The following is a 23,393-nucleotide window of genomic DNA, read 5'->3' as shown; positions in this document are numbered from 1 at the left end:
CGGCGTCCCAGGGCTCAGAGGCCTGTCATTCGCTCCATGTGCTCGGGGTAGCGCGCCCCGGCCACCTCGATCTGTGCGGTGGCCTGCTCGATCTCGGCGAGGTCGGCGGAGGTCAGCCGGATGTCGGCCGCGCCCAGGTTCTCGGTGAGCCGCTCGACCCGGCGGGTGCCGGGGATCGGCACGATCCAGGGCTGCCGGGCCAGCAGCCAGGCCAGCGCGATCTGCGCGGCCGTCGCGCCCTTGCTCGCGGCGATCGTCGCGAGCAGATCGACCAGGGCCTGGTTGGCCTTGCGGTTCTCCTCCGTGAAACGTGGGATGCCGGCGCGGATGTCCGCGCTGGTGAACTCCGTGCTCTGGTCGATCTTGCCGGTGAGGAAGCCCTTGCCGAGCGGGCTGAACGGCACGAACCCGATGCCCAGTTCGGCCAGCGTGGGCAGGATCTCGGCCTCCGGTCCGCGGGTCCACAGCGAGTACTCGCTCTGCAGTGCGGTGACCGGCTGGACGGCGTGCGCGCGGCGGATCGTCTGCGCGCCCGCCTCGGACAGGCCGAAGTGCTTGACCTTGCCCGCTCCGATCAGCTCCGCGACCGCCCCGGCGACATCCTCGATCGGCACGTCCGGGTTGACTCGGTGCTGGTAGAACAGGTCGATTGCGTCGACCCGCAGCCGCCGCAGCGACGCGTCGGCGACCTGCTTGATGTGCTCGGGCCGGCTGGACAGGCCGGTCTGGTGGCCGTCGGCGTCGAACGCGAAGCCGAACTTGGTGGCGATGACGACCTCGCCGCGGAACGGGGCCAGAGCCTCGCCGACCAGCTCCTCGTTGACGAACGGGCCGTACACCTCGGCGGTGTCGAAGAAGGTGACCCCGCGCTCGACCGCGGTCCGGAGCAGCGAGATCATCTCCTGCCGGTCGCCGGGGTTCGGCCCGTAGCTCTGGCTCATCCCCATGCAGCCGAGGCCGATGGCCGAGACCTCCAGGCCGCCGGCGCCGAGCGTGCGCTTGTCCATAGCGATGGCGATTACCCCTGTTCCGAGTGGAGGGGTCCCATCCTAGGGCCCTACTTCTCCGACATTTGTTGGCGAAGTGCCGTTGACCTGGTTACGCTGGCCTGGTGGGAACGGAGATCAGGGCCGCGCAGGGGGACACGCACAGTCGTGACCCGCGGGCCGTACGCACCCGGGCCAGGCTCGCCGAGGCGTTCACCGCCGTCGCGGGCCGCCACCCGGGAGCTCCGGTGTCGGTCAGCTCGATCGTGGCGGAGGCGGGCCTGAACCGGTCCTCCTTCTACGCCCACTTCGACACCACCGGCAGCCTGGCCGTGTACGTCCTGGAGCAGGCCCTGCGGGCCATCTCCGAGCAGGACGTCCAGGTCCGGCTGGTCGGCGCGGCCACCGGCCGGGACGCCTCCCGGATCGTCCTCGGTCACATCCTCGACCAGGTCGAAGGCCAGCGCAGTGAGCTGCTGGCCGTCTTCGGCTCGGCCGAGGGCGGGGCCGCGACGGCACGGTTCGGGCGGCAGCTCGCCGACAACATCGCGTACTACTTCCGGCGCCTGCGTTTCGCGCCGACGCGGCCCGGCGGCGAGCTGGCCACGACCGCCGTGTTCCTCGGCCACGGCCTGGCGGCCGCGATCGTGGACTGGCTCACCGCCGCCGACCCGTGCCCGCGCGACGACCTGGTCGGCATCCTCGTCGGCCTGGTCCCGGCCTGGGTCGACGACCCACGCTGACCACCCGCCCAGATGGGATCGACAGGGGGACTCTCATGGCGAACAACTGGCTCATCACCGGAACATCCAGCGGTTTCGGCTACGAACTCACCCGGGCCGTGCTGGAGCACGGCGACAACGTCGTGGCCACCGCCCGCAAACCCGAAACCCTCGACGACCTGGTACGCAAGTACGGCGACCAGATCCGTGCGATGGCGCTCGACGTCACCGACCCCGCCGCGGCCTGCGCCGCCGTGCAGACCGCGGTCGACGCGTTCGGCCGGCTCGACATCGTCGTGAACAACGCCGGCTACGCCGTGTCCGGGTCGCTGGAGGAGACGCCCGACGAGAACTTCCGGGCCCAGCTCGAGACCAACCTGTTCGGCGTCGTGAACGTCACCAAGGCCGCGCTGCCGGTGCTGCGTGCGCAGCGGCACGGGCACGTCATCCAGTTCTCGTCCATCGGCGGGCGGGTCGGCGGCACGCCGGGGCTCGGGGCCTACCAGACCGCGAAGTTCGCCGTCGAGGGCTACTCCGAGGTGCTGGCCAACGAGGTCAAGCCGTTCGGGGTGAAGGTCACCATCGTGGAGCCCGGCGGGTTCCGCACCAAGTGGAGCGGCGGGGCGGCGCAGCTGGCGGCCCCGGTCGGACCGGACTACGAGCCGACCGTCGGCGCGATGCTGAAGTTCCGCGAGCAGTACGTCGAACCCGGCGACCCGGTCCGCGCCGCGAAGGTGCTCATCGACATCGCCGGGTCCGACGATCCGCCGCTGCGTCTGCTGCTCGGCTCCGACGCGCTGCGCCGGGCCCGCGAGTCCGCAGCCGCCCGCGCCGCCGAGACGGATAAGTGGGCCGACGTGACCGTCTCCACGGACTACCCGGCACAGTCCTGACCGACCGGGCGCCGCCCGGTTCGCGTCGTCAGGCCGTCTCGCACCGTCGACGCCCGCTCATGCGGCGGTGCCGGCCCGTGCCACCGCCGCGGCGAGCTGCTCAGCGGTGATCAGCTCCTCGTGGGTGCCCGCCGCGCCGCACGCGAACGCACCCGACACCGACCCCGCCAGCACGCACTCCTCGATCGGCCGGCCGGTCAGCCAGCGGCTCATGAACGCGGTGCTGAACCCGTCGCCCGCGCCGTTGCTGTCGATCACGGGCCGCTCGGGGGTGACCGCCGGGAACCGGCGGACCGCGAGCGTGTCCCGGGTGGCGACGCGGCAGCCGGCCGCGCCCTCGGTCGCCACGACCACCTGCGCACGGCCGCTGCCCAGCACGGCGCGCAGGATGTCGTCGATGCGGTCGGGCGCCGCCTCGGCGCTGAGGAACACCAGGTCGGCGGCGCGGGCCAGCGGCCACACCCAGTCGAGCTCGCCGTCCCACGCGTGCAGGTCGGTGGAGGTGGTGACGCCGAGCCGGTGGGCGTCGGCGAACACGCCCGCGGCCCGCGGCGCGGCGATGTGGGCGTGCCGGGCGCGTTGCAGGTGGGGCAGGTAGAAGTCTGGCGGCAGCACCAGGTCGTGGGGGTGGCGGCCGTCGAAGAACGAGAACCGGCGGCCCGCCTTGTCGACCAGGTTCACGGCTCGCGGGGTGCCGTTCGGGGCGGTGCGGTGGCTGAAGTCCAGACCCAGCTCGGCGTATCGGGCCAGCACCATCGCGCCGAGCATGTCGTCGCCGAGGAAGTCGACCAGTTTGGTGCGCAGACCCAGCGCGTGGAAGCCCAGCGCGACACCGTTGCCCGAGTGCGCGACGTAGTCGCGGATCGGCGGCACCGGGAAGAAGTCACCCGGCGGCACCGCCAGTTCGGGCACCTGCACGATGGTGTCCACGCCGACACCGCCGAGCACCAGGACGTCGTACTCGGACATGACAGACCGCCTCCCCGATGTGTGTGGCCGTGTGCACCCGGAGCGGCGGGCACGCCCACCCTAACCGCACCTGGATCTTCCCGCAGCCCCCGAGCACGAGGTGCGTGTATCGCGGCCGTCGGCGGTGCGGTGACGCTATTGCGAACGTCGTTCGCGGTTAAAGTGGTGGGGTGAAGGTTGGTCAGCAGGGGCGCGGTCCGTCGATCTGGGCCAGGCCGCAGCGGGGCGCGCGCGGCCCCTCGCCCGAGTACCGCCTGGCGGACATCGCCGCGGCGGCGATCCGGCTGGCGTCCGCGGGCGGGCTCGCCGCCGTCTCCATGCGTGCCGTCGCGGGCGAGCTGGAGACGACCGCCAGCACGTTGTATCGCTACGTCGCCTCCCGCGACGAGCTGCTCGACCTCATGGTCGACACGGCCATGGCCGGGTTCTCCCACACCCCTGAGTCCGGTGCGGACTGGCTCGGCGAACTGGTCGGGATCGCCGAGGCCACCCGCTCGCTCTACGTGGCGCAGCCGTGGCTGCTCGACGCGGTGCCCACCAGCTCCGCGCCTGGTCCGCACACGTTGGCCTGGTTCGAGCACTGCCTGCAGGCGGTGGCCGCGCTCGACCGGACGACGCTGCAGAAGATGGAAGCCGTCGGCGTGCTCAACGGCGTGATCATGCTGTTCGCCCGCAGCGCCGCCGCACCCACGGCCATCGACTTCGGCGCGGTGGATCCGGTCCGCCACCCGCGCCTGACCGCGGCGCTCACCGGCGCCGCCCCCGGCCGGCCCACCGCCGACCTGTTCGAACGCACCATCCGCGCTCTGCTGGGCGGCCTGCTCGACGACCGCGCGGGTTAGCCGCGACCGAGCCGATCGGGCACCTGTCCACCGACGGTGCAATGTGGATTCCGTGCGCTCGGCATCCGGGCAACCATCGGTGCGGCAGGTCGCGTCCTGATGTGCATGGCAGCCTCGACCGTGACCCACCTGGCCGGAGAGTTCGACTCCTTCGTCCGGGCCCGTACGGCCGCGCTGCTGCGGGCGGCGTACTTCCTCACCGGTGACCAGCATCTCGCCGAAGACCTGGTCCAGTCGGCGCTGGCCCGCACCCACCGGGCGTGGTCGAACCTGCACGCGACGGGCGCGGCCGACGCGTACACCCGCAAGACCATGTATCACCTGCAGGTGTCCTGGTGGCGTAGACGGCGAGTGGCGGAGACCCTCACCGAGGACGTCCCGACGCGAGCCACCACCGGGACGGACCTGGCGGATTCGACCGCGCTGCAGGTCACCCTCCGGTCGGTGCTGCTGCGGCTGCCGCCCCGCCAGCGCGCCGTGCTGGTGTTGCGTTTCTTCGACGACCTCACCGAGGCGCAGACCGCCGAAGTCCTGGGCATCAACATCGGCACCGTCAAGAGCCAGACCGCCAAGGCGCTCGCCAAATTGCGGGTGCTCGCTCCGGAGTTGAAGGAGTTCTACGGCGGCGCGGTCGGCGAGGTCAGGCAGGTGGACCTGCGCGATCGGGCGCTCGCCTCGTCGCGACGGCTGGCGAATCGTCGGTCTGCCGCGGTGTCTGCGGCCACCGCGGTGGCGGCCGCGGTGGCGGTGGTCCTGTCGTTGTTCGGCCCCTGGCGCGGTCGGTCCACCCCGCCGGCCGAGCCGACTCCTTCGCCGAGCCGGTCCGCCGTGTCGGCGCCGGGACCGTCGGCGACGCCGGTGCGCAAGTACCTGGACGACAGCCTTCCCGACCTGGGACCCTTCCGCAGCGTAACCATCGAGGTGCCGCCCTGGGCAGGCGCCAGGGGAGCCCTGTGCCCGTCGGGGCAGGTGCGGCTCGACGCCGACGGCACCGCGGCCGGCGGCAGCCTGCCGGTGTGGGTCGACAGCTACACCGAAGCCGATGTGGACGGTGACGGGGACGGCGACCTCGTCGCGATCCTGCGCTGCGGCGAAGGGCCGGAGTCGCCGGGCACCGAAGTGATCGCCTTCCGGCGGGTGAACGGGCGGCCGGTCACCATGGGTCGCATCGTCGGCACCCGCGACGGGTTCGGCGGCATCCACCAGGTCGCGTGGACCGACGTCGGCGTCGAGGTCGAGCTGAGCGAGCACTACGCCGACGGCGGCAAGCAGACCGTGCCGTTCCAGACCCGGACCTACCGGTTCGACGGGACGAAGGTGCGCCAGGTGGCGGGGCCGACGACGTTCGAGACGAAGCCGCGGTACGCCAACCTGCGGGTCGACGCCACCGACCTGACGCTGCGCCGTACGGCGGACGGCAGCTACTCCGGTCATTTGACCGTGACGGTGGCCAACCGCGGCGACGCGGACGTGCGTGACCTGGAACTGCACCTGCGCCTGCGCGGCGACTGGCTCAAACTCGCCGGTCCGGGCTGGGCGATGTGCACCCGCGAGGACTTCGCGGCCCCGACGTCGGTGCACGTGCGGTGCCTCGGGCCCGGGGTGCCGGCGGGTGCGAAGGAGGTCTTCGAGTTCGACTTCGTCGCCGACGTGCTGCCGTCCGACCTCAACCCGACGCCGGACCCCGCGTGGCAGGTGCCGTACTCGGTCGAGGCCGAGCAGTGGCTGCCGAACACGTTCGAGCAGTCGGAACAGCCGACGGTCCCGTTCGCTGTCGTCGTTGCGTAGGCCCGTCAGCTCAGGCATCGCGGTCACCGGAACGGCGACGAATTTCTCACCCGGCATAGGATCGTCGCGGTAACGCGGGCACCGAGGGGGACGATGTGGACACCGTACGGATGGTCTTGCTGGTCGCGGCCACGGTGACGATGGGAATCATGGCGGGCGTGTTCGGCCTGTACTCCCACACCGTCATGCCCGGCCTGCGCCGCACCGACGACCGGACCTTCGTCGCCGCGTTCCAGGCGCTCGACCGGGCCATCATCAACCCGTGGTTCATGCTCGGCGGCTTCCTCGGCGCGCTCGGGTTCACGGCCGCGTCCGTGGCGCTGCTGTTCGGACCCGGCAGTCCGGCGCTGAGCTGGACCATCGCCGCGCTCGTGCTGTACCTGGTGGTCTTCGTCATCACGGTCGCCGTCAACGTGCCGATGAACAACGCGATCAAGGCCGCCGGCGACCCGGACGAGATCGCGGACCTGGCAGGCGTGCGGGCCCGGTTCGACGAGGCCAAGTGGTCGCGGTGGAACCACGTCCGCACCGTGGCGACCACCGTCGCGCTGATCTGCCTTGCCGTCGCGCTCCTGCACTACGGCCGGTGAGTCGGTCGAGCAGCGCCGAGGCGGCAGTGCACAGAAGATCAAATAGGCGGCTGGTGGGTGTCCGGTGGGAGGCCGGGACGGTGATGGGCCACCATGGTGACCATGGCACGTGCACGCAGGAAGCCTGACCCGCAGCCCGCCGTCTGCCCCTGCGGAACCGGGCAGCCCTATGACGAGTGCTGCGGGCGCTGGCACCGGGGCGGCGAGGCGCCGACCGCCGAGCAGCTGATGCGGTCGCGGTTCAGCGCGTTCGCGCTCAGCGATGCGGCATACCTGCTGCGCACCTGGCATTCCAGCACCCGGCCGCGGGACCTGGACCTGACCGGCGGCCCGCGTTACACCGGCCTGGAGGTGCTCGCCACCGACCGCGGGAGCATGTTCGACACGGAGGGGACCGTGCTGTTCCGGGCCCACTACCGCGACGGGGGCCGGCCGGGCGTGCTGGAGGAGCACAGCCGGTTCCTGCGCGAGGGCGGTCACTGGCGGTACGTGAACCCCATCTGAGCGGTGGTTTCGACAATCCGCAGCCTTGCCGGCCGATCTCCAATAAAATCAAGCACGCTTGACTTTTTTGTGGTCCGGAGGAAGGGTGGAGCCGACTGGAGGGAGCACCCCTGATGGCCGAACTCGAGGCGCTGCTGGCTGATCTCGACGCCGAGAGCGCCGACGCCGACCGGCTCGTCGCCGACCTGCCTCCGGATCGATGGACGACACCCACCCCGGCCGCTGGGTGGACGGTCGCGCACCAGATCGCCCATCTGCTGTGGACCGACGAGCGCTCGCTGCTCGCCGCCACCGATCCCGACCGCTTCGGCGAGGCGCTGCAGGAGATCGCGACTTCACCCGATCCGCTGCGCTTCGTTGACGCCGGGGCCGAACAGCTCGCCGTGCTGCCGCCCGAGCTACTGCTCAGCCGCTGGCGGGAGACCCGGGCCAAGCTGCGGGCAGCGCTCGCGGCCGTGCCGCCCGGCACCCGGCTGCCGTGGTACGGCCCACCGATGAGCGCCGCGTCCATGGCCACCGCCCGCATCATGGAGACCTGGGCCCACGGCCAGGACCTGGCCGACACCTTCGGGGTCACCCGGCCGCCGACCGGGCGGCTGCGCCACGTCGCCCACATCGGCGTACGCGCCCGCGACTTCGCCTACGCCGCCCACGGCCTCGACGCGCCGTCGGAGCCGTTCCACGTCAGGCTCAGCGGCCCCGCCGGAGACGTGTGGACCTGGGGACCCGACGACGCCGCGCAACGCGTCACCGGCCCCGCGCTCGACTTCTGCCTCCTGGTCACCCAGCGGCGGCACCGCGCTGATCTCGCCGTCCGCGCCGAGGGGCCTGACGCCGACCGCTGGCTCGACGTGGCCCAGGCCTTCGCCGGCCCGCCCGGGGTCGGCCGTGCCCCCGGCCAGTTCGCGGCGGGGGGCGTCGGATGAGCGAGCGGACCACGGCGTCGCAGGCTGCGCCCGGAGAGCGCGCGGGTGCGCCGCTGCGGATCGCGAACGTCTCCGGGTTCTACGGCGACCGGGCGTCGGCGATGCGGGAGATGCTCGAAGGCGGCCCGATCGACGTGCTCACCGGCGACTACCTCGCCGAGCTGACCATGCTCATCCTCGCCCGCGACCGGATGAAGGACCCGGCCACCGGATACGCCAAGACGTTCCTGCGGCAGCTGGAGCAGTGCCTCGGCACCGTCCTCGACCGGGGCGTCACCGTCGTCACGAACGCCGGCGGGCTCAACCCGGCCGGGCTCGCCCAGGCGCTCGGCGCGCTCGCCGGGCGGCTCGGGCTGAGCCCGCGCATCGCCCACGTGACCGGCGACGACCTAGTCGCCCGTGCCGACGAGCTGGGGCTCGGCGCGCCGTTGGCCGCGAACGCCTACCTCGGCGCGTGGGGTATCGCGCACGCCCTACGGCAGGGGGCGGACATCGTGGTCACCGGCCGGGTCACCGATGCGTCGCTGGTCGTCGGCCCGGCTGCGGCGCACTTCGGGTGGGCCCGCGACGACTTCGACGCACTCGCCGGGGCGGTCGCCGCCGGGCACGTGATCGAGTGCGGCGCGCAGGCCACCGGCGGCAACTACGCGTTCTTCGCCGAGCACGACATCGGCCTGCCCGGCTTCCCGATCGCCGAGGTGCACGCCGACGGCAGCAGCGTCATCACCAAACACCCCGGCAGCGGCGGCGTCGTCACCACCGGCACGGTCACCGCGCAGCTGCTGTACGAAGTGGACGGCCCGCGCTACCTCGGCCCCGACGTCACCACCCGCCTCGACACGGTCGTGCTGACCGACGACGGTCCCGACCGGGTGCGGATCGCCGGTGTGCGCGGCGAGCCCCCGCCGCCGACGCTGAAGGTCGGCCTGAACTCGCTCGGCGGGTTCCGCAACGACGTGACGTTCCTGATCACCGGACTCGACGTCGCGGCGAAAGCCGCGCTGGCCCGTACGCAACTCGAAGCGTCGCTGCAGCGCCGACCGCCCGCGGAGCTGGTGTGGCGGCTCGCCCGCACCGACCACCCCGACGCGGAGGGGCAGGAGGAGGCCAGCGCGCTGCTGCACGCCACCGTCAAGGACACCGACCCGGCCGTGGCCGGTCGCGCCTTCAGTGGGGCGGCCGTCGAGCTGGCGCTGTCCAGCTATCCCGGCTTCACGCTGCTCGCCCCGCCCGGCGACGCCACCCCGTTCGGCGTGTTCACCTCCGCGGCCGTCCCGGCCGGACTGGTCCCGCACCTGGTCGTGCTGCCTGACGGCACCGAGCACCCGATCGAGCCGCTGAGCGCGGACCTCGGGCCTGCCGCGCGCGACACCGAGCAGACCAGCGAGGCGCTCGGCTCGACCGATCCCCGTGCTGCGGCAATCCCGTCGTGGACCGGGTGCGGGCCGACGCGGCGTGCTCCGCTGGGGCTGGTCGCCGGGGCGCGCAGTGGGGACAAGGGCGGCAGCGCCAACATCGGGGTCTGGGCGCGCAGCGATGCGGCGTACGCGTGGCTGGCGGCGACGCTCACCGTCGACGCGCTGGTGAAGCTGCTGCCTGAGGCCGCGGGGCTGCCCGTCGCCCGGTATGCGCTGCCCAACCTGCGGGCGCTGAACTTCGTCGTGGACGGACTGCTCGGCGACGGCGTCTCCGCGGGCACCCGGTTCGACCCACAGGGCAAGGGCCTGGGCGAGTGGCTGCGCTCGCGGTTCGTCGACATCCCGGAGGAGCTGCTGTGATCCTGCGATCCACCCTGGACACCGGTGCGGCCGCCTACGCGGGCAACCGCGGCGCGCTGCTGGAGAAGCTGACCGCGCTCGACGCCGAGCACAGCAAGGCGCTGGGCGGGGGCGGGCCGAAGTACGTCAAGCGGCATCACGACCGGGGCAAGCTGCTGCCGCGCGAGCGCATCGAGCTGCTGGTGGACCGGGACTCGCCGCTGCTGGAGCTGTCGGCGCTGGCCGCGTACGGCACCGACTATCCGGTCGGGGCGAGCGTGGTCACCGCGATCGGGGTCGTCGAGAACACCGAATGCATGATCATCGCGAATGATCCGACGGTGCGCGGGGGAGCGTCCAATCCGTACACCCTGCGCAAGACCCTGCGCGCGATGGACATCGCGCGGGAGAACCGCCTGCCGCTGGTGAACCTGGTCGAGTCCGGCGGCGCGGACCTGCAGAGCCAGAAGGACATCTTCATCCCCGGCGGGCGGCTGTTCCGCGACCTGACCCGGCTGTCCGCGGCGGGCATCCCGACGGTGACGCTGGTCTTCGGCAACTCCACCGCGGGCGGGGCATACGTGCCGGGCATGAGCGACCACGTCGTGATGATCAAGGAGCGGTCGCAGGTGTTCCTGGCCGGACCGCCACTGGTCAAGATGGCCACCGGTGAGGACGCCGACGAGGAGTCCCTGGGCGGCGCGGCCATGCACGCCCGCGTCTCCGGCCTGGCCGACTACCTGGCCGACGACGAGGTGCAGGCCATCGGCATGGGCCGGCGCATCGTCGCGTCCCTGCGCTGGCGCAAGCTCGGCGCGGCCCCGTCGCCGCACGCCGACGAGCCGCTGTTCGACACGGAGGAGCTGCTCGGCATCGTGCCGCCGGACCTGCGTACCCCGTTCGACCCGCGGGAGGTCATCGCCCGGGTCGTCGACGGCTCCCGCTTCGAGGAGTTCAAGCCGGAGTACGGCGCGAGCCTGGCCACCGGCTGGGCCAGCGTGCACGGCTTCCCCGTGGGCATCCTGGCCAACGCGCGTGGCGTGCTGTTCAGCGCGGAGTCGCAGAAGGCGGCGCAGTTCATCCAGCTCGCCAACCAGACCCGCACCCCGCTGCTGTTCCTGCACAACACGACCGGCTACATGGTCGGCAAGGACTACGAGCAGGGCGGCATCATCAAACACGGCGCGATGATGATCAACGCGGTGTCCAACAGCACGGTCCCGCACATCTCCGTGCTCATCGGCGCGTCCTACGGCGCCGGGCACTACGGCATGTGCGGGCGGGCCTACGACCCGCGCTTCCTGTTCGCGTGGCCGAGCGCGAAGTCGGCCGTGATGGGCGGCGCGCAGCTCGCGGGCGTGCTGTCGATCGTCGCGCGGCAGTCCGCCGCGGCGGCCGGGCGGCCCTACGACGAGGACGCCGACCAGGTCGTACGCACCATGGTCGAGAACCAGATCGAAGCCGAGTCGCTGCCGATGGTCCTGTCCGGGCTCGGCTACGACGACGGCGTCATCGACCCCCGCGACACCCGCACCGTGCTCGGCATGTGCCTGTCCGCAGTCCAGTCGGCACCCGACCCCGGCCCGGGTCCCTACGGCGTCTTCCGGATGTGACGAGATGATCTCCCGACTGCTGGTCGCCAACCGGGGCGAGATCGCCCGCCGCGTGTTCCGCACCTGCCGCGAACGCGGCATCACCACCGTCGCCGTGCACTCCGACGCCGACGCCCGAGCCCTGCACACCCGAGAAGCCGACATCGCGGTACGCCTGCCCGGCGCCACCGCCGCCGACACCTACCTGCGCGCCGACCTCATCGTCGAGGCCGCGCTCGCCGCGGGCGCGGACGCGGTGCACCCCGGCTACGGCTTCCTGTCCGAGAACGCCGCGTTCGCGCAGGCGGTCATCGACGCCGGGCTGACCTGGGTCGGGCCGTCCCCGGACGCCATCGACGCGATGGGCTCGAAGATCGCGTCGAAGAAGCTGATGGCCGCCGCGGGCGTGCCCGTGCTGCCCGAACTCGACCCGGCCACGGTCACCGAGGCCGACCTGCCGGTGCTGGTCAAGGCGTCGGCGGGCGGCGGCGGTCGCGGTATGCGCGTCGTGCACACCCTGGCAGACCTGCCCGAGCAGGTCGAGGCCGCCCGCGCCGAGGCCGCCGCCGCGTTCGGCGACCCGACCGTCTTCTGCGAGCCGTACCTGGCCACCGGGCGGCACATCGAGGTCCAGGTCATGGCCGACACCCACGGCACCATCTGGGCGCTGGGCGAGCGCGAGTGCTCCATCCAGCGCCGCCACCAGAAGGTCGTCGAGGAGGCCCCGTCGCCGATGGTCGACCCGGCGATGCGCGAACGCCTGCACGCCGCGGCCACGGCGGCCGCTGCCGCCATCGCCTACCGCGGCGCGGGCACCGTCGAGTTCCTGGCCGCCGACGACGGCTCCTTCCACTTCCTGGAGATGAACACCCGCCTCCAGGTCGAACACCCCGTCACCGAGCTCGTCACCGGCCTCGACCTGGTCGCCCTCCAACTCGACATCGCCGAAGGCGCACCACTTCCACCGACCCCGCCCGCCACCTACGGCCACGCCATCGAGGTCCGCCTCTACGCCGAAGACCCCGCCCACACCTGGCGCCCCCAAACCGGCCCCCTACACACCTTCACCCTCCCCACCACCACCGAGTTCGGCGCGCCCGCGCCGACACCGGTCGGCAGTTTCGGGGAAAGTGCAGCAATCACCGGCACAGTTCCTGCAGTTTCCCCGAAACTGCAAGGCCACGGCGCGGTGGTGGTGCGGGTGGACAGCGGGTTTGCGGGGGGCGACACGGTCACGCCGCATTACGACGCGATGCTCGCCAAGGTGATCACCTGGGCGCCTACGCGGGCGCAGGCGGCGCGGGCGCTGGCGGCGGCACTGGCACAGGCGCGGATCCACGGGCTGGTGACCAACCGGGACCTGCTCGTCAACGTGCTGCGGCATCCGGCGTTTTTGGCCGGGCGGATCAACACGGCGTTCTTCGAGCAGCACGGGCTCGACATGCTCGCTCGGCCGCTGGCCGACGACGACGCGCAGCGGCTGTCGGCGTACGCCGCCGCGCTGGCCGCGTCGGCCGCCGAGCGCGCGAACGCGACCGTCGTGACCGGACTGCCGGGCGGTTGGCGCAATGTCGCCTCCGCGCCGCAGACCCGCGCTTACCAGGCCCCGGCCGGGCGGATCGACGTCGGCTACCGGCGCACCCGCGACGGCGTGCAGATCGAGGGGGAGCCCGAGCTCGTCGTCGGTGAGGTCACGGCTACCCGGGTGGAGCTGGGGCGCGGCAACGTGCGGCACGCGTTCGCGGTCGCGGCGTACCCCGATGTGGTCTGTGTCGACTCGGTGCTCGGGGCGGTGAGCCTGCGGCCGGTCGAGCGGTTCCCGGCCGCGGAGGTCCAGGTCCCGAGCGGGTCGCTGCTCGCGCCGCTGCCCGGAGCCGTCATCCGCGTCGCCGTCGCCGAAGGCGACCAGGTCAGCGCCGGCCAGCCCCTGCTGTGGCTGGAGGCCATGAAGATGCAGCACCAGATCACCGCCCCGACCGGCGGCACCGTGACCCACCTGCCCGTGGCCGTCGGCCGGCAGGTCGAGGTCGGCGCGGTGCTGGCGGTCGTCACCCCCGCCGACCCGGAGGCCCACCCGTGATCCTTGAGAGCGACGAGCGCCAGGCCCTGCGCCGCGCCGTGTCCGACCTGGCCGGCAAGTACGGCCACGACTACTACCTGCGCTGCACCCGCGCCGGGGAGAAGACCACCGAGCTGTGGCAGGAGGCCGGACGGCTCGGCTACCTGGGCGTGCACGTGCCCGAGGAGTACGGCGGGGGCGGCGGCGGCATCGGCGACCTCGCCGCGGTCTGCGAGGAACTCGGCGCGGCCGGCTGCCCGCTGCTGATGATGGTCGTCTCCCCGGCGATCTGCGCGACGGTGATCTCCCGCTTCGGCACCCCCGAGCAGAAGCAGCGCTGGCTGCCGGGTCTGGCCGACGGGACGAAGATCTTCGCGTTCGCGATCACCGAGCCGGACGCCGGATCGAACTCGCACAAGCTCACCACCACCGCGACCCGCGACGGCGACGGCTGGCTGCTGTCCGGTCGCAAGACGTACATCTCCGGCATCGACGAGGCCGAGGCGGTGCTGGTCGTGGGCCGCACCGCCGACGAGCGGACCGGGCGGCTCAAGCCCGTGCTGTTCGTCGTGCCGACCGACGCGCCCGGCTTCACCGCCACGCACATCCCGACGGAGCTGGTCGCGCCGGAGAAGCAGTACAACCTGTTCCTCGACGAGGTGCGGCTGCCGGACGACGCCCTGGTCGGCAGCGCCGACGCGGGCCTGCTGCAGCTGTTCGCCGGGCTGAACCCGGAACGCATCATGGCCTCGGCGTTCGCGCTCGGCATGGCCCGGTACGCGCTGTCGCGGGCCGTCGAGTACGCCAAGACCCGCGCCGTGTGGGGGCCGCCGATCGGCGCGCACCAGGCCATCAGCCACCCGCTCGCCGCCTGCCACATCGAGGTCGAACTGGCCCGGCTGATGACCCGTGAGGCGGCGTACCTCTACGACAGCGGCGACGACCAGGCCGCGGGCGAGGCGGCGAACATGGCCAAGTACGCGGCCGGGGAGGCGACCGTGAAGACGGTCGACCAGGCCATCCAGACCCACGGCGGCAACGGGCTGGCCACCGAGTACGGCCTGGCCACGCTGCTGGTCGCGTCCCGGCTCGGGCGGATCGCCCCGGTCAGCCGGGAGATGATCCTCAACTTCGTCGCCCAGCACAGCCTGGGCCTGCCCAGGTCCTACTGAGCCCCGGGTAGCGTGATCGCCGTGCCGACCACCCCCGTACGCGAGCCGCAGCAGGACCGCAGCCGTGCCACCCGCCGGCGGCTGCTGGAGGCCTCGGTGCAGTGCATGGCGGAACTGGGGTGGTCCGGCACGACGGTCGCCGTCGTCGCCGAGCGCGCCGGGGTCTCGCGCGGCGCGGCCCAGCACCACTTCCCGACGCGGGAAGACCTGGTCACGGGCCTGATCGAGCACATGACCGAGGTGCGCGCCGCCGAGATCGAGACGGCCGCCGCGGGACTGCGCAGCGGCCCCCGGCGCACCGAGCAGGTGCTCGCGGTGCTGGTGGGGCTGTATCGCGGACCGCTGTTCCGGGCCGCGCTGCACGTGTGGACCGCGGCCGCGGTCGACGAGTCGCTGCGCGCACAGGTGCGCCCGCTGGAAGCGGCGCTCGGGCGCACCGCGCACGGCATGGCGGTCGAGCTGCTGCGCGTCGACGAGCAGACCCCGGGTGCGCGCGAGACCGTGCAGGCGACCCTCGACCTGGCCCGCGGTCTCGGCCTCGGCGAGCTGCTGCACGACGACACGGCCCGCCGGGCCCGGGTGCTGCGCCAGTGGGCCGCCACCCTCGACACGGTCCTGCCGCCGACCTCCTGAGCAGGCGTGTCAGCGGCTCCTCGAACAGTTAGCTGCGGTGTCGGCCGGGTCACGTCGCCGTTGACCTCAACTCTGCTTGAGGTTGCAGGCTTTCCGCATGAGCATCACGACCGACACCGCATCCGAGATCGCCGCCATTGAGCAGGTGGTCGCCACCATCGAGCACGCCCAGCGCCACGAACTCGTCGACGACTTCGTCGCGCTGTTCCGCGAGGACGCCATCTGGACCACCGGGGGCGGCCGGCTGCTGATCGGCCGGGACGCGGTCGCCGCGTTCACCCGGCAGGTGCTGCCTGGGGCGATGACCGGGCTCGTGCCCTCGTACGAGGTGGTGCATGTGCTGTTCATCAGGCCGGATGTCGCCGCGGTCAAGGTTCGCCAGCGGTACTTCTCCCCGGACGGAGTGCTGCTCACCGACCAGGGGGAGGGCACGCCGATGTACGTGATGTCCAAGGAGGACGAGCGTTGGCTGCTGGTCGCCAATCAGAACACGGTCGTGGCGGACGCACACGGCTGACGGCCATGGACCGGTGCAGTGGCAACACGGGACACCAGCAGGGTGTGGTCAGCAACGTCGGCAGGCCGCCCCCGCCCGTTGTCCGGACCAGAATCTGGTGATCAGCCAGAAGGCGGTGCCGGTGCCCAAGCCGTAGACCAGATGCCCGCTCAGGTCGTTGGCGAGTGTCTTCGCGTCGTATTCCCAGATCGGCTTGTACAGTCCGGCCAGCGGCAGGACGACGTAGTCGCTGCTCCAGACGGCTGCTCCGAACGGCAGTCCGTAGGCCGGGTGAGGTCGGCGCAGCGATCCGGCCAGGATGCCGTAGAGAGCGCCCCAGCCGGATCCGTAGCCCCAGTGTGCGGCGGTGCTGGCGGGCCAGGCCCAGCGGTCCGGCAGCTCGCGCTGCGTGAACCCCTCCACCACCCGCTTGGCGACCTGCCCCGGGTCGGGCGCCTGCGCCCAGCTTTCGACGGGCGCGAACTCCCAGCCCAGCGGGCTTTCCTTGCCGCCGGACCGGCGGTAGCCCAGGTATCGGAACGTGTCCATGCAGATGGTGCCGACGACCCCGGCGAGCAGCCCCGACACCAGCGCGGCGAGGGGCGTGAGCGAGCGTTCTCGGATCCGCATACCCGGCTCCTGTCGACCCTGGGCGGCGCACCGGTGCCGTGGCGGGCCGCCGACGGCGACCCTGGCGACGGCGTCCCGGGCACATCTGCGCGCCCGACCTCCCCTTACGTCGAGTATCCCGCCTGGCGGCGACGGCCAGCGTCGGAACTGCCAGATCATCGGGCCCCGCGGTCAGACGCCGACCTGTGCGCCGGTCGGCGACTCCGCCACGGTCGCCGGGTCGGCTGCAGGGGTGCGGCGCGATCCGACCCGGCGGGCGATCCACAGCCCGATCGCGAAGATCGCGGCGAGGATGAACACGCCGACGTACTCCGCGGCGGGCACCCGGGGCAGCGTCACCAGCTTCGCCGGGCCGAGTATCGAGACGACCAGGCCGACCGAGCCGACGTAGGCCAGGCCGATCAGCCACCTGACCCGGCGGGACAGGCCCAGCCCGTGCATCTGGGTGACGACGAAGATCGTGGCGAAGCCCCAGCCGAACTGGAACCACAGCTGTTTGGGGCTGTTCAGAGCGACGATCGCGCCGTGGAACAGCACCATGACCTCCAGCGTCACCGTCCACCAGCGGTTCACGTGCGCGCGGGTGAGGAACAGGCTGCCCTGCACCAGGATCAGGAACATGTAGAGGAACCCGATCAGGTGCCCGGTCGTGGTCTCCATCGGGTGGTACCAGAACGTGTAGACCGCGGCCCAGGCGAAGTAGTAGCCGTGGTACTTGCGCGCCCATGCGCGTATGCCGACGCCGCCGGGGGTGGGGACCTTCTTGCCGAAGAGCAGGCCGCGGCGGTCGTTCTCCATGAGGAGCACCCAGACCAGCAGGATGATGACGGAGAACTGCGACGACCAGATCGACACGTCCTGGGCGAGGCCGTCGTACCAGAGCTGGGTCTGTGCGAAGTGGAGCAGCACGAAGGCGGCGTTGAACGCCAGCGCGGCCACGTTGACCAGGTGCAGCCGGCCGGTGTACTTGCCCACGCGCTGCTGGCCGTACCAGATCAGGGCCCAGAAACCGACCTGGTGCAGGGCGTACAGCGCCCAGACGCCCGCCATGATCAGCGTGGAGCGTTCGGGGCGCTGCCAGACATACCAGGAGGAGCCGGCGTCGGGCAGCAGGTCCGGGCGGGCCAGCCACGTGGTGCTCAGCGCGATGAGCCCCGTCATGAGCAGCCCGGCGCCGACCGCGCCGAGCAGCGCCCGGCTCGCCCGCAGGTCGGTAACCTTCATCGCTGACGTCCTCCGTGCCCGAACCCCAGCGCGGATCGACGGGGTTCAGACAGCTTCTTATCCCGAAGCCCCGTGCGCAACCGTTTCGGTGGGGGAAACTCCGTTTGCCGTCCACATCGGGCACGGACCGCCGGGCGCCTGCCGCCCGTGTCCGTTCAGAACGTCACGGCGATGCCGACGACCGGCTTCTTCGGCAGGTGCAGGACGCGTGCCGCCCAGTTGCCCACCCGCGACATCAGGTACTTGCGGGCGATCAGCCGGCGGACGTGCTGGGTGCCGGCGTCGTCGAGGACCCGGGCGGTGCCGTCCACGCGTACGGCGTCGGGCGCGACCCGGCCCCGGACGTCGCACGCGGCCAACGACACCCGGCTCGTCTTCCGGATGCGCTTGACCTTCCACGCGTCGGAGTCCGAGACGATGAACAGCTCGCCGCCGTCGACCGCCAGCCACACCGGCGTGGCCACGGGCGTGCCGTCCTTGCGGTAGGTCGTCAGGCTGACGTACTTGGCGCGGGCGAACTGCTCGGCGGTGGTCACGCCGATCAGCTTAGACACCGCCCACATCCGGGCGCGGCGCGGAACCTGCCCGGCGAACAGGCCGTTGCCACGGAACGGGGGCCGAACGCGTCCCGGCGTTCGGCCCCCGTCCATCCGGCTGCCGTCAGCAGGCGCCCTGGTCGGACCAGACCGCCCAGGAACCCGGTGCGCCGGGCTCCGCGCCGGTCGACCACCAGGTCGACTTCCAGCGGCGGCTGTTGTGCGACACGACGGCGTCAGGTGCGTACGCCGTAATGGAACTCCAGGCCGGCAGGCCGCCGCAGCCGCCACCGCCGCCGGTCACCGTCAGCGTGAACACGGCCGTGTGCGTCGCCGACGTGCCCGCCGCGGTCACCGTCAGCGGGTACGTGCCCGCCGTGGTGCCCGCCGCGACCGCGACCGCCAGCGTCGCGCCGCCGCCCGAGGTCACCGACGCCGGGCTGACCGAAGCCGTGACCCCGGTCGGCGCACCGGACACCGACAGGCTCACCGTCTGCGCGCTGCCCGACGTGGTCGCCGTCGCGACTGCCGCGCTGGTGCTGCCACCGGCCGCGACCGTGGCCGAGGCGGGCGACAGCGAGACGCTGAAGTCGTTGCCGCTCGGCACGCTGGTGACCGTCACCGTGTACGTCGCGCTGTGGGTGACGCCGCCGGTGCCGGTCACCGCGACCGCCGCTGAGCCGGTCGCCGCGTTCGCGCTCGCGGTCAGGGTGAGGGTGCTGGAGCCGCCGGAGGTGACCGACGCCGGGCTGAAGCTCGCCGTCACGCCCGAGGGCAGGCCGCTCGCGGTGAGGTTCACCGTCTGCGCGCTGCCCGAGGTGGTGGCCGTGGTGACGGTGGTGGTGACGGCCGAGCCGCGCTGCACGGTGCCGCTGCCGGGGGTGACCGACAGCGAGAAGTCGTTGCCGGGTGCCGTGCTGCACTGCGCCTCGCCGGACTGCGCGGGCACGCTGACGGCGTCCCAGGCCGCCTTGACGGTGCGGCACTCGGCCGACGAAGCGCCGAACAGGTTGACCGCCGCGCGCAGCGTCGCCGTACGCACGTTGACGTAGCGCCAGGCCGAGGTCTTCAGGTTCAGCGCGGCCATGTAGATCTGGCCCGCCTTCTGCAGGCCGATGCCGGTGACGGTGGAGCCGTTGCAGGTCGGGCTGGCCGGGTTGCCGCCACCGCCGGCCGAGCCGACGGCGGTCAGGTAGAACCAGTGGTTGTTCGGCCCGGCCGCGGCGTGCACCTCGGTGCTCGGGATCGCCGACGAGTAGCAGTTCGGGTCGCCCAGCGCCTGCGGGTTGTACATGTTGCGGATCGGGCCCGACCCGGTGAGGTTGACCTCCTCGCCGACGAGGTAGTCCGGCGGGTCGTTGGGGTTGTTGGCGTACGCCTCGGTGAGGGCCCCGAAGATGTCGCCGGTGGACTCGTTGAGGCCGCCGTTCTCGTTGCCGGACCCGGCCCCGCCCGGCGTGGTCTGGAAGATGGCGTGGCCGTACTCGTGCGCCACCACGTCGATCGGGGTGGCCTGGCCGGTGCCCGCCTGGTTGCGGCCGAAGTTGGTGTAGCTGCCGTTCCAGTAGGCGTTGACCTCGGCCAGGCCGACCCGCGCGGGGAAGCCGCCACCGCTGCCGTTGATGCCGTTGCGGCCCAGCCACGCGCCGAGCATGTCCCACTCGCGCTGCACCGCGTAGAGGGCGTCGACGCACGCGGTCTCCAGGTTGGTGCCGGAGCCGTTGCCCCAGGCGTCGTCGGTGCCGGTGTACGCGGTGCCGCCCTGGCCGCCGCAGCGGATGCCGGGACGGCTGGTGTCGGTCATGGACCAGGAGCTGCCGGAGCCGCTGGTGGTGATGGCGACCTGGCCGTTGTAGTAGCCGCTGCCGGTGCCCATGCGCACGTCATCGCGCACGTCGAGGACCGCGGCGGTGACCGCGTCGACGACGACGTGCAGGCGGCTCGGCGCGCTCGCGCGCACGCCTTCGAGCACGACCTCGTACGCGAGCCGGTCGCGGGCCGGGGTGGCGTGGACGGCCAGCCGCGGCGGGGTGGCCTGGCCGACCTGGTCGAGCTGCCGCCGGGCGACGGTCGCCGCCTGCGCGGCGGACACCTTCGGCGTGGTCGAGGCCAGGCGCACGCCCCGGCCGAGGGCGGACGCGGTGCCGCGCACGTTTCCTGCGGCGTCGGTCACGACGACGGCATCGCCGCCGAGGACGGGCAGCCCGCGGTGGCTGCGCTCGTAGGAGACGTACTGGAACCCGCCGGACCCGGCGACGACGTCGCGGCGTACGAACGATTCGTCGGGGCCCTTGGCCAGCGCGTCGTAGCCGCTGTCGGCGGCCCGGTCGGCGGCTGCGGCAGCGAGCGCGGCCGGGTTGGCGGCGCGCGCCGGTTCGGCGGCCGGTCTGGCGTCGGACACCCCTGGGATCACCAGGGCGAGACCCACGGCCGCGGCGGTGGCCGCGAACGTGATCCGTTTGCCGATGGACTTCACGGGAGGAACTCCTTCTGCTGCTGCGCAGCGGGGGTGGAGGGGTGGTGGCCTGGGCGTCGTGAACGGACACCCAGGCCACCTGAGGGGGAGGTTCAGCAGGAGCCGCGGTCGGCCCAGACGGCCCAGGAGCCGGGGGCGTCGGGCACCGCGCCGGTCGACCACCAGGTCGACTCGTAGCGTCGGGCGTTGTAGGCGACGTTCGCGCCGGGGGCGTACGCCGTGGTGGCGCTCCAGCCGGGCAGCCCGCCGCATCCCGGCGGCGGACCGGTGGGCCCGGCGGTCGGGCTCGGCGGGTTCGTGGGCGGGGTGCCGCCGCTGACGGTCAGGGTCAGGCCGTAGGTCTGCAGGATCTCGTTGACCGGCTGGAAGTACGTGGTGCCGCCGGAGCTGCAGTTGCCCGAGCCGCCGGAGGTCACGCCCTGCGCCTGGTCACCGGCGATCAGCGAGCCGCCCGAGTCGCCGGGCTCGGCGCAGACGTTGGTGCGGATGAGGCCGGTGACGGTGCCCTGCGGGTAGGTCACCGAGCTGTTGAGGGCGTTGACGGTGCCGCAGTGCCAGCCGGTGGTGGAACCCGACCGGCACACCGACGCGCCGACCCCGGCGGCCTGCGAACCGGCGACCGGCACGGTGCCCGGGTAGCGGTTGACCTGCGCTCGGGGCGTGTTCCCGGCGGCCGCCCGCACCCAGGCGTAGTCGTTGCCCGGGAAGCTCGACCCGGCGAACGTGCCGCTGGGCTGCGTGGTGGACGCACCGGCGCTGCCGCAGTGCCCGGCGGTGACGAAACCGCCGGTCACTGCGAACCCGACCGAGCAGCGCGTGCCGCTGCCGATGTAGTAGGCGTTGCCGCCGACGATGTCGATCAGCGGGCGCGGCTGCTCCGTGCTGGCCTCGAACCGGACCACGGCGGTGTCCAGGCCGCCGGCCGCCACCCAGGCGCGGGCCGGGTCGAGCGCGCCGTCGCGGTAGAGCACGACGATGCGGTTGGTGCGCACGTCCGCGTACCAGCCGGGCACCTGCTTCGGTGCGGTGGCGGCGCGGCGGTCGAGCCGGGCCGTGCCGTCGACGAGCCGGGCCTCGCTGTGCGCGACGGTGACCGGGACGGCCCCGGCCGCCCGCACCCGTGCGCTGTCGGCGGCGCTGGTCAGCGCGACCGTCAGCGCCGAGGCGTCGTCGTTGAGGTAGGCCCCGCCGAAGCCGTTGCCGAGGGTGCGGCGCAGGCTCTGCTCGGTACGGGCGAAGGCCGCCTCCCGGCCCAGCCGGGCCAGTGCCTGATCAGGACTGATGCGCAGGGTACGGGCGAGTTCGTGGACCATGCCACGGTCCGCGGCGACGGGCAGCGGCGCGGGGACGGGGGAAGCCGAGCCGGCGGTGGCGGCCGACGTGATCACCATGGCGGAGGAGAGCGCCGCCACGGCGATCAGTGCAGTGAGGATCTTGGATTTGGTGACCACAGGGGGAATCTAGGAAGACCACTGGAAACCTTGTAGTTCCAAACAAGTCATATTCTTTACGATAGGTAAACCCGCCATCAGGGCGTGATAGGACCGGGATGACATCTGCCGGGCCGGAGGTCCAGGCAGCAGGCTCGGGGGATGTCCCTGCCACTGCACCGGCTCACGGTGCCGCAGCCGCTGTCGGTGCCGTTCGCGATCGACACGTGCGCCGCGCTCGGCCCGATGTCGCACGCCCCGTTCCCACACCGGCACACCTTCTACGAGGTGGTGCTGGTCCGCGCGGGCACCGGCGCGCACGTGGTCGACCTCGCCGCGTACCCATTGGAGCCGCCGCAACTGGCGGTGGTGCTGCCGGGTCGGGCCCACCACTGGCAGGACCTGGCGGACCTGGACGGCTGGCTGATCCTATTCGGCGAGGAGTTCCTCGCGGGCTGCCCTCGGGTCCGTGAACTGCTGCACCTGCTCGCGCACCAGCCATGTCGCAGACTCGCGCCCGACGTCGCCGAGGAGGCGTTCACGCTGGTCAGGCACATGCGGCGGGAGTACGGCGAGCCTGCCGCGGACTCGCTCGGGGTGGTGCAGGCATACCTGCGCATCCTGCTGACCAAGGCCGCCCGCGCCGCCGGCACGCCCGCCCCGCCGGTCGCGACCGGGCAGCGGGCCGACCTCGCGGCCCGGTTCCTCGACCTGCTGATGGGGCCTGGCGGCGGGCGGCACTCGGTCCGCGAGAGCGCGTCGACGCTGGGCGTGTCGCAGGGCTACCTCGGGGAGGCGGTCCGTGACGTGACCGGGCGAACGCCCGGCGAGCTGATCCGCCACGCGCGCACTGTGGAGGCGATGCGGCTGCTCGCGGGCACCCGGCTGAGCATCGCGCAGATCGCCCGCGAGCTGGGTTTCGCCGACCAGGCGTACTTCTGCCGGTTCTTCCGCCGGGAGACCGGGTCGAGTGCGGGGGAGTTCCGGCGGGCGGCCTCGTGGACGTGGGGCGTCCCCGAAAACACCACGAACAGCCGATCGCGTCCGTCGAACGGCGGCTATGCGCCGCTCTAGGGTTCCCGTCGACGCCTCACGAAGGAGACCCCATGAACGACGGCGAGGCCCGCATCCCGGGCATCTCGCGCAAGACCCTGCTCCGTACGGCGCT

The 23,393-nt window shown here is 72.5% G+C and carries 20 protein-coding genes and 1 pseudogene; 14 read left to right on the top strand and 7 right to left on the bottom strand.

The features are described from left to right. Positions 1-14: 14 nt before the first annotated feature. Positions 15-1,007, bottom strand: a complete 993-nt coding sequence (locus F9C41_RS25445; RefSeq protein WP_155389359.1) for an aldo/keto reductase — start codon at positions 1,005-1,007, stop codon at positions 15-17. Positions 1,008-1,111: 104 nt separating this feature from the next. Between F9C41_RS25445 and F9C41_RS25440 the strand changes: the two genes are divergently transcribed. After that, a complete protein-coding gene (locus F9C41_RS25440; RefSeq protein WP_196279938.1) occupies positions 1,112-1,729 on the top strand; it encodes a TetR/AcrR family transcriptional regulator in 618 nt (205 codons plus the stop codon). A 35-nt stretch (positions 1,730-1,764) separates the two neighbouring features. After that, the gene (locus tag F9C41_RS25435; protein WP_155389357.1) at positions 1,765-2,601 is read left to right on the top strand and encodes an oxidoreductase; all 837 of its coding nucleotides are present in this window, start codon (positions 1,765-1,767) and stop codon (positions 2,599-2,601) included. 57 nt (positions 2,602-2,658) lie between these two features. Here the strand turns inward: F9C41_RS25435 and F9C41_RS25430 are convergent, their stop codons facing one another. Further along, positions 2,659-3,570, bottom strand: coding sequence for a carbohydrate kinase family protein (locus tag F9C41_RS25430; protein ID WP_155389356.1), 912 nt, complete (start codon positions 3,568-3,570; stop codon positions 2,659-2,661). Between the two features lie 170 nt (positions 3,571-3,740). On the opposite strand from F9C41_RS25430, the gene F9C41_RS25425 reads away from it, so the two are divergent. The 11 genes and pseudogenes from F9C41_RS25425 (at position 3,741) to F9C41_RS25375 (ending at position 15,950) form a co-directional block, all read left to right on the top strand. Continuing rightward, positions 3,741-4,412, top strand: a complete 672-nt coding sequence (locus tag F9C41_RS25425) for a TetR/AcrR family transcriptional regulator (RefSeq protein ID WP_155389355.1) — start codon at positions 3,741-3,743, stop codon at positions 4,410-4,412. A gap of 99 nt (positions 4,413-4,511) precedes the next feature. After that, positions 4,512-5,033, top strand: a pseudogene (locus F9C41_RS41490) (SigE family RNA polymerase sigma factor); the annotation flags it as partial. 1,262 nt (positions 5,034-6,295) lie between these two features. Then, a complete protein-coding gene (locus F9C41_RS25415) occupies positions 6,296-6,790 on the top strand; it encodes an anthrone oxygenase family protein (RefSeq protein WP_230690007.1) in 495 nt (164 codons plus the stop codon). A 102-nt stretch (positions 6,791-6,892) separates the two neighbouring features. Continuing rightward, the gene (locus tag F9C41_RS25410; protein ID WP_155389353.1) at positions 6,893-7,294 is read left to right on the top strand and encodes a YchJ family protein; all 402 of its coding nucleotides are present in this window, start codon (positions 6,893-6,895) and stop codon (positions 7,292-7,294) included. Between the two features lie 113 nt (positions 7,295-7,407). Then, complete coding sequence (locus tag F9C41_RS25405; protein ID WP_155389352.1) at positions 7,408-8,220, top strand: TIGR03084 family metal-binding protein; 813 nt, start codon at positions 7,408-7,410, stop codon at positions 8,218-8,220. Beyond that, a complete protein-coding gene (locus tag F9C41_RS25400; RefSeq protein ID WP_155389351.1) occupies positions 8,217-9,998 on the top strand; it encodes an acyclic terpene utilization AtuA family protein in 1,782 nt (593 codons plus the stop codon). Before F9C41_RS25405 ends, F9C41_RS25400 begins: the two co-directional genes overlap by 4 nt. Further along, entirely contained in the window at positions 9,995-11,590 is a 1,596-nt protein-coding gene (locus tag F9C41_RS25395) for an acyl-CoA carboxylase subunit beta (RefSeq protein WP_230690006.1), read from the top strand. Before F9C41_RS25400 ends, F9C41_RS25395 begins: the two co-directional genes overlap by 4 nt. Positions 11,591-11,594: 4 nt before the next feature. Continuing rightward, on the top strand, positions 11,595-13,649 hold the full coding sequence (locus F9C41_RS25390; protein WP_155389350.1) for an acetyl/propionyl/methylcrotonyl-CoA carboxylase subunit alpha: 2,055 nt from the start codon (positions 11,595-11,597) through the stop codon (positions 13,647-13,649). Further along, the gene (locus F9C41_RS25385) at positions 13,646-14,800 is read left to right on the top strand and encodes an acyl-CoA dehydrogenase family protein (protein WP_196279937.1); all 1,155 of its coding nucleotides are present in this window, start codon (positions 13,646-13,648) and stop codon (positions 14,798-14,800) included. Before F9C41_RS25390 ends, F9C41_RS25385 begins: the two co-directional genes overlap by 4 nt. 21 nt (positions 14,801-14,821) lie before the next feature. Then, entirely contained in the window at positions 14,822-15,433 is a 612-nt protein-coding gene (locus tag F9C41_RS25380) for a TetR/AcrR family transcriptional regulator (RefSeq protein ID WP_230690005.1), read from the top strand. A gap of 97 nt (positions 15,434-15,530) precedes the next feature. After that, positions 15,531-15,950 (top strand): SgcJ/EcaC family oxidoreductase, encoded by a 420-nt coding sequence (locus F9C41_RS25375; protein WP_155389348.1) that lies wholly within the window; start codon positions 15,531-15,533, stop codon positions 15,948-15,950. A gap of 48 nt (positions 15,951-15,998) precedes the next feature. Here the strand turns inward: F9C41_RS25375 and F9C41_RS25370 are convergent, their stop codons facing one another. The 5 genes from F9C41_RS25370 to F9C41_RS25350 all read right to left on the bottom strand — a co-directional run bounded on the left by F9C41_RS25370 (position 15,999) and on the right by F9C41_RS25350 (position 22,246). After that, positions 15,999-16,559 (bottom strand): hypothetical protein, encoded by a 561-nt coding sequence (locus F9C41_RS25370; protein WP_155389347.1) that lies wholly within the window; start codon positions 16,557-16,559, stop codon positions 15,999-16,001. Positions 16,560-16,730: 171 nt separating this feature from the next. Continuing rightward, on the bottom strand, positions 16,731-17,783 hold the full coding sequence (locus F9C41_RS25365; RefSeq protein ID WP_155389346.1) for a hypothetical protein: 1,053 nt from the start codon (positions 17,781-17,783) through the stop codon (positions 16,731-16,733). Positions 17,784-17,938: 155 nt separating this feature from the next. Then, positions 17,939-18,337 carry a PPOX class F420-dependent oxidoreductase gene (locus F9C41_RS25360; protein WP_230690004.1) on the bottom strand — a complete coding sequence of 133 codons (399 nt, stop codon included), beginning with the start codon at positions 18,335-18,337 and terminating at the stop codon, positions 17,939-17,941. 106 nt (positions 18,338-18,443) lie between these two features. After that, the gene (locus F9C41_RS25355; protein ID WP_230690003.1) at positions 18,444-20,795 is read right to left on the bottom strand and encodes a M4 family metallopeptidase; all 2,352 of its coding nucleotides are present in this window, start codon (positions 20,793-20,795) and stop codon (positions 18,444-18,446) included. A gap of 92 nt (positions 20,796-20,887) precedes the next feature. Beyond that, on the bottom strand, positions 20,888-22,246 hold the full coding sequence (locus F9C41_RS25350; RefSeq protein WP_230690002.1) for an alpha-lytic protease prodomain-containing protein: 1,359 nt from the start codon (positions 22,244-22,246) through the stop codon (positions 20,888-20,890). Positions 22,247-22,387: 141 nt separating this feature from the next. Between F9C41_RS25350 and F9C41_RS25345 the strand changes: the two genes are divergently transcribed. Then, positions 22,388-23,299: a helix-turn-helix domain-containing protein gene (locus F9C41_RS25345; protein WP_155389344.1), complete on the top strand. Its 912-nt coding sequence runs from the start codon at positions 22,388-22,390 to the stop codon at positions 23,297-23,299. The last annotated feature ends 94 nt before the right edge of the window (positions 23,300-23,393 follow it).

Origin of the sequence: Catellatospora paridis (genome assembly GCF_009720365.1) — a bacterium.
In the GTDB taxonomy this organism is placed as follows: domain Bacteria; phylum Actinomycetota; class Actinomycetes; order Mycobacteriales; family Micromonosporaceae; genus Catellatospora; species Catellatospora paridis.
This window is presented reverse-complemented; position numbering and strand designations above follow the sequence as displayed.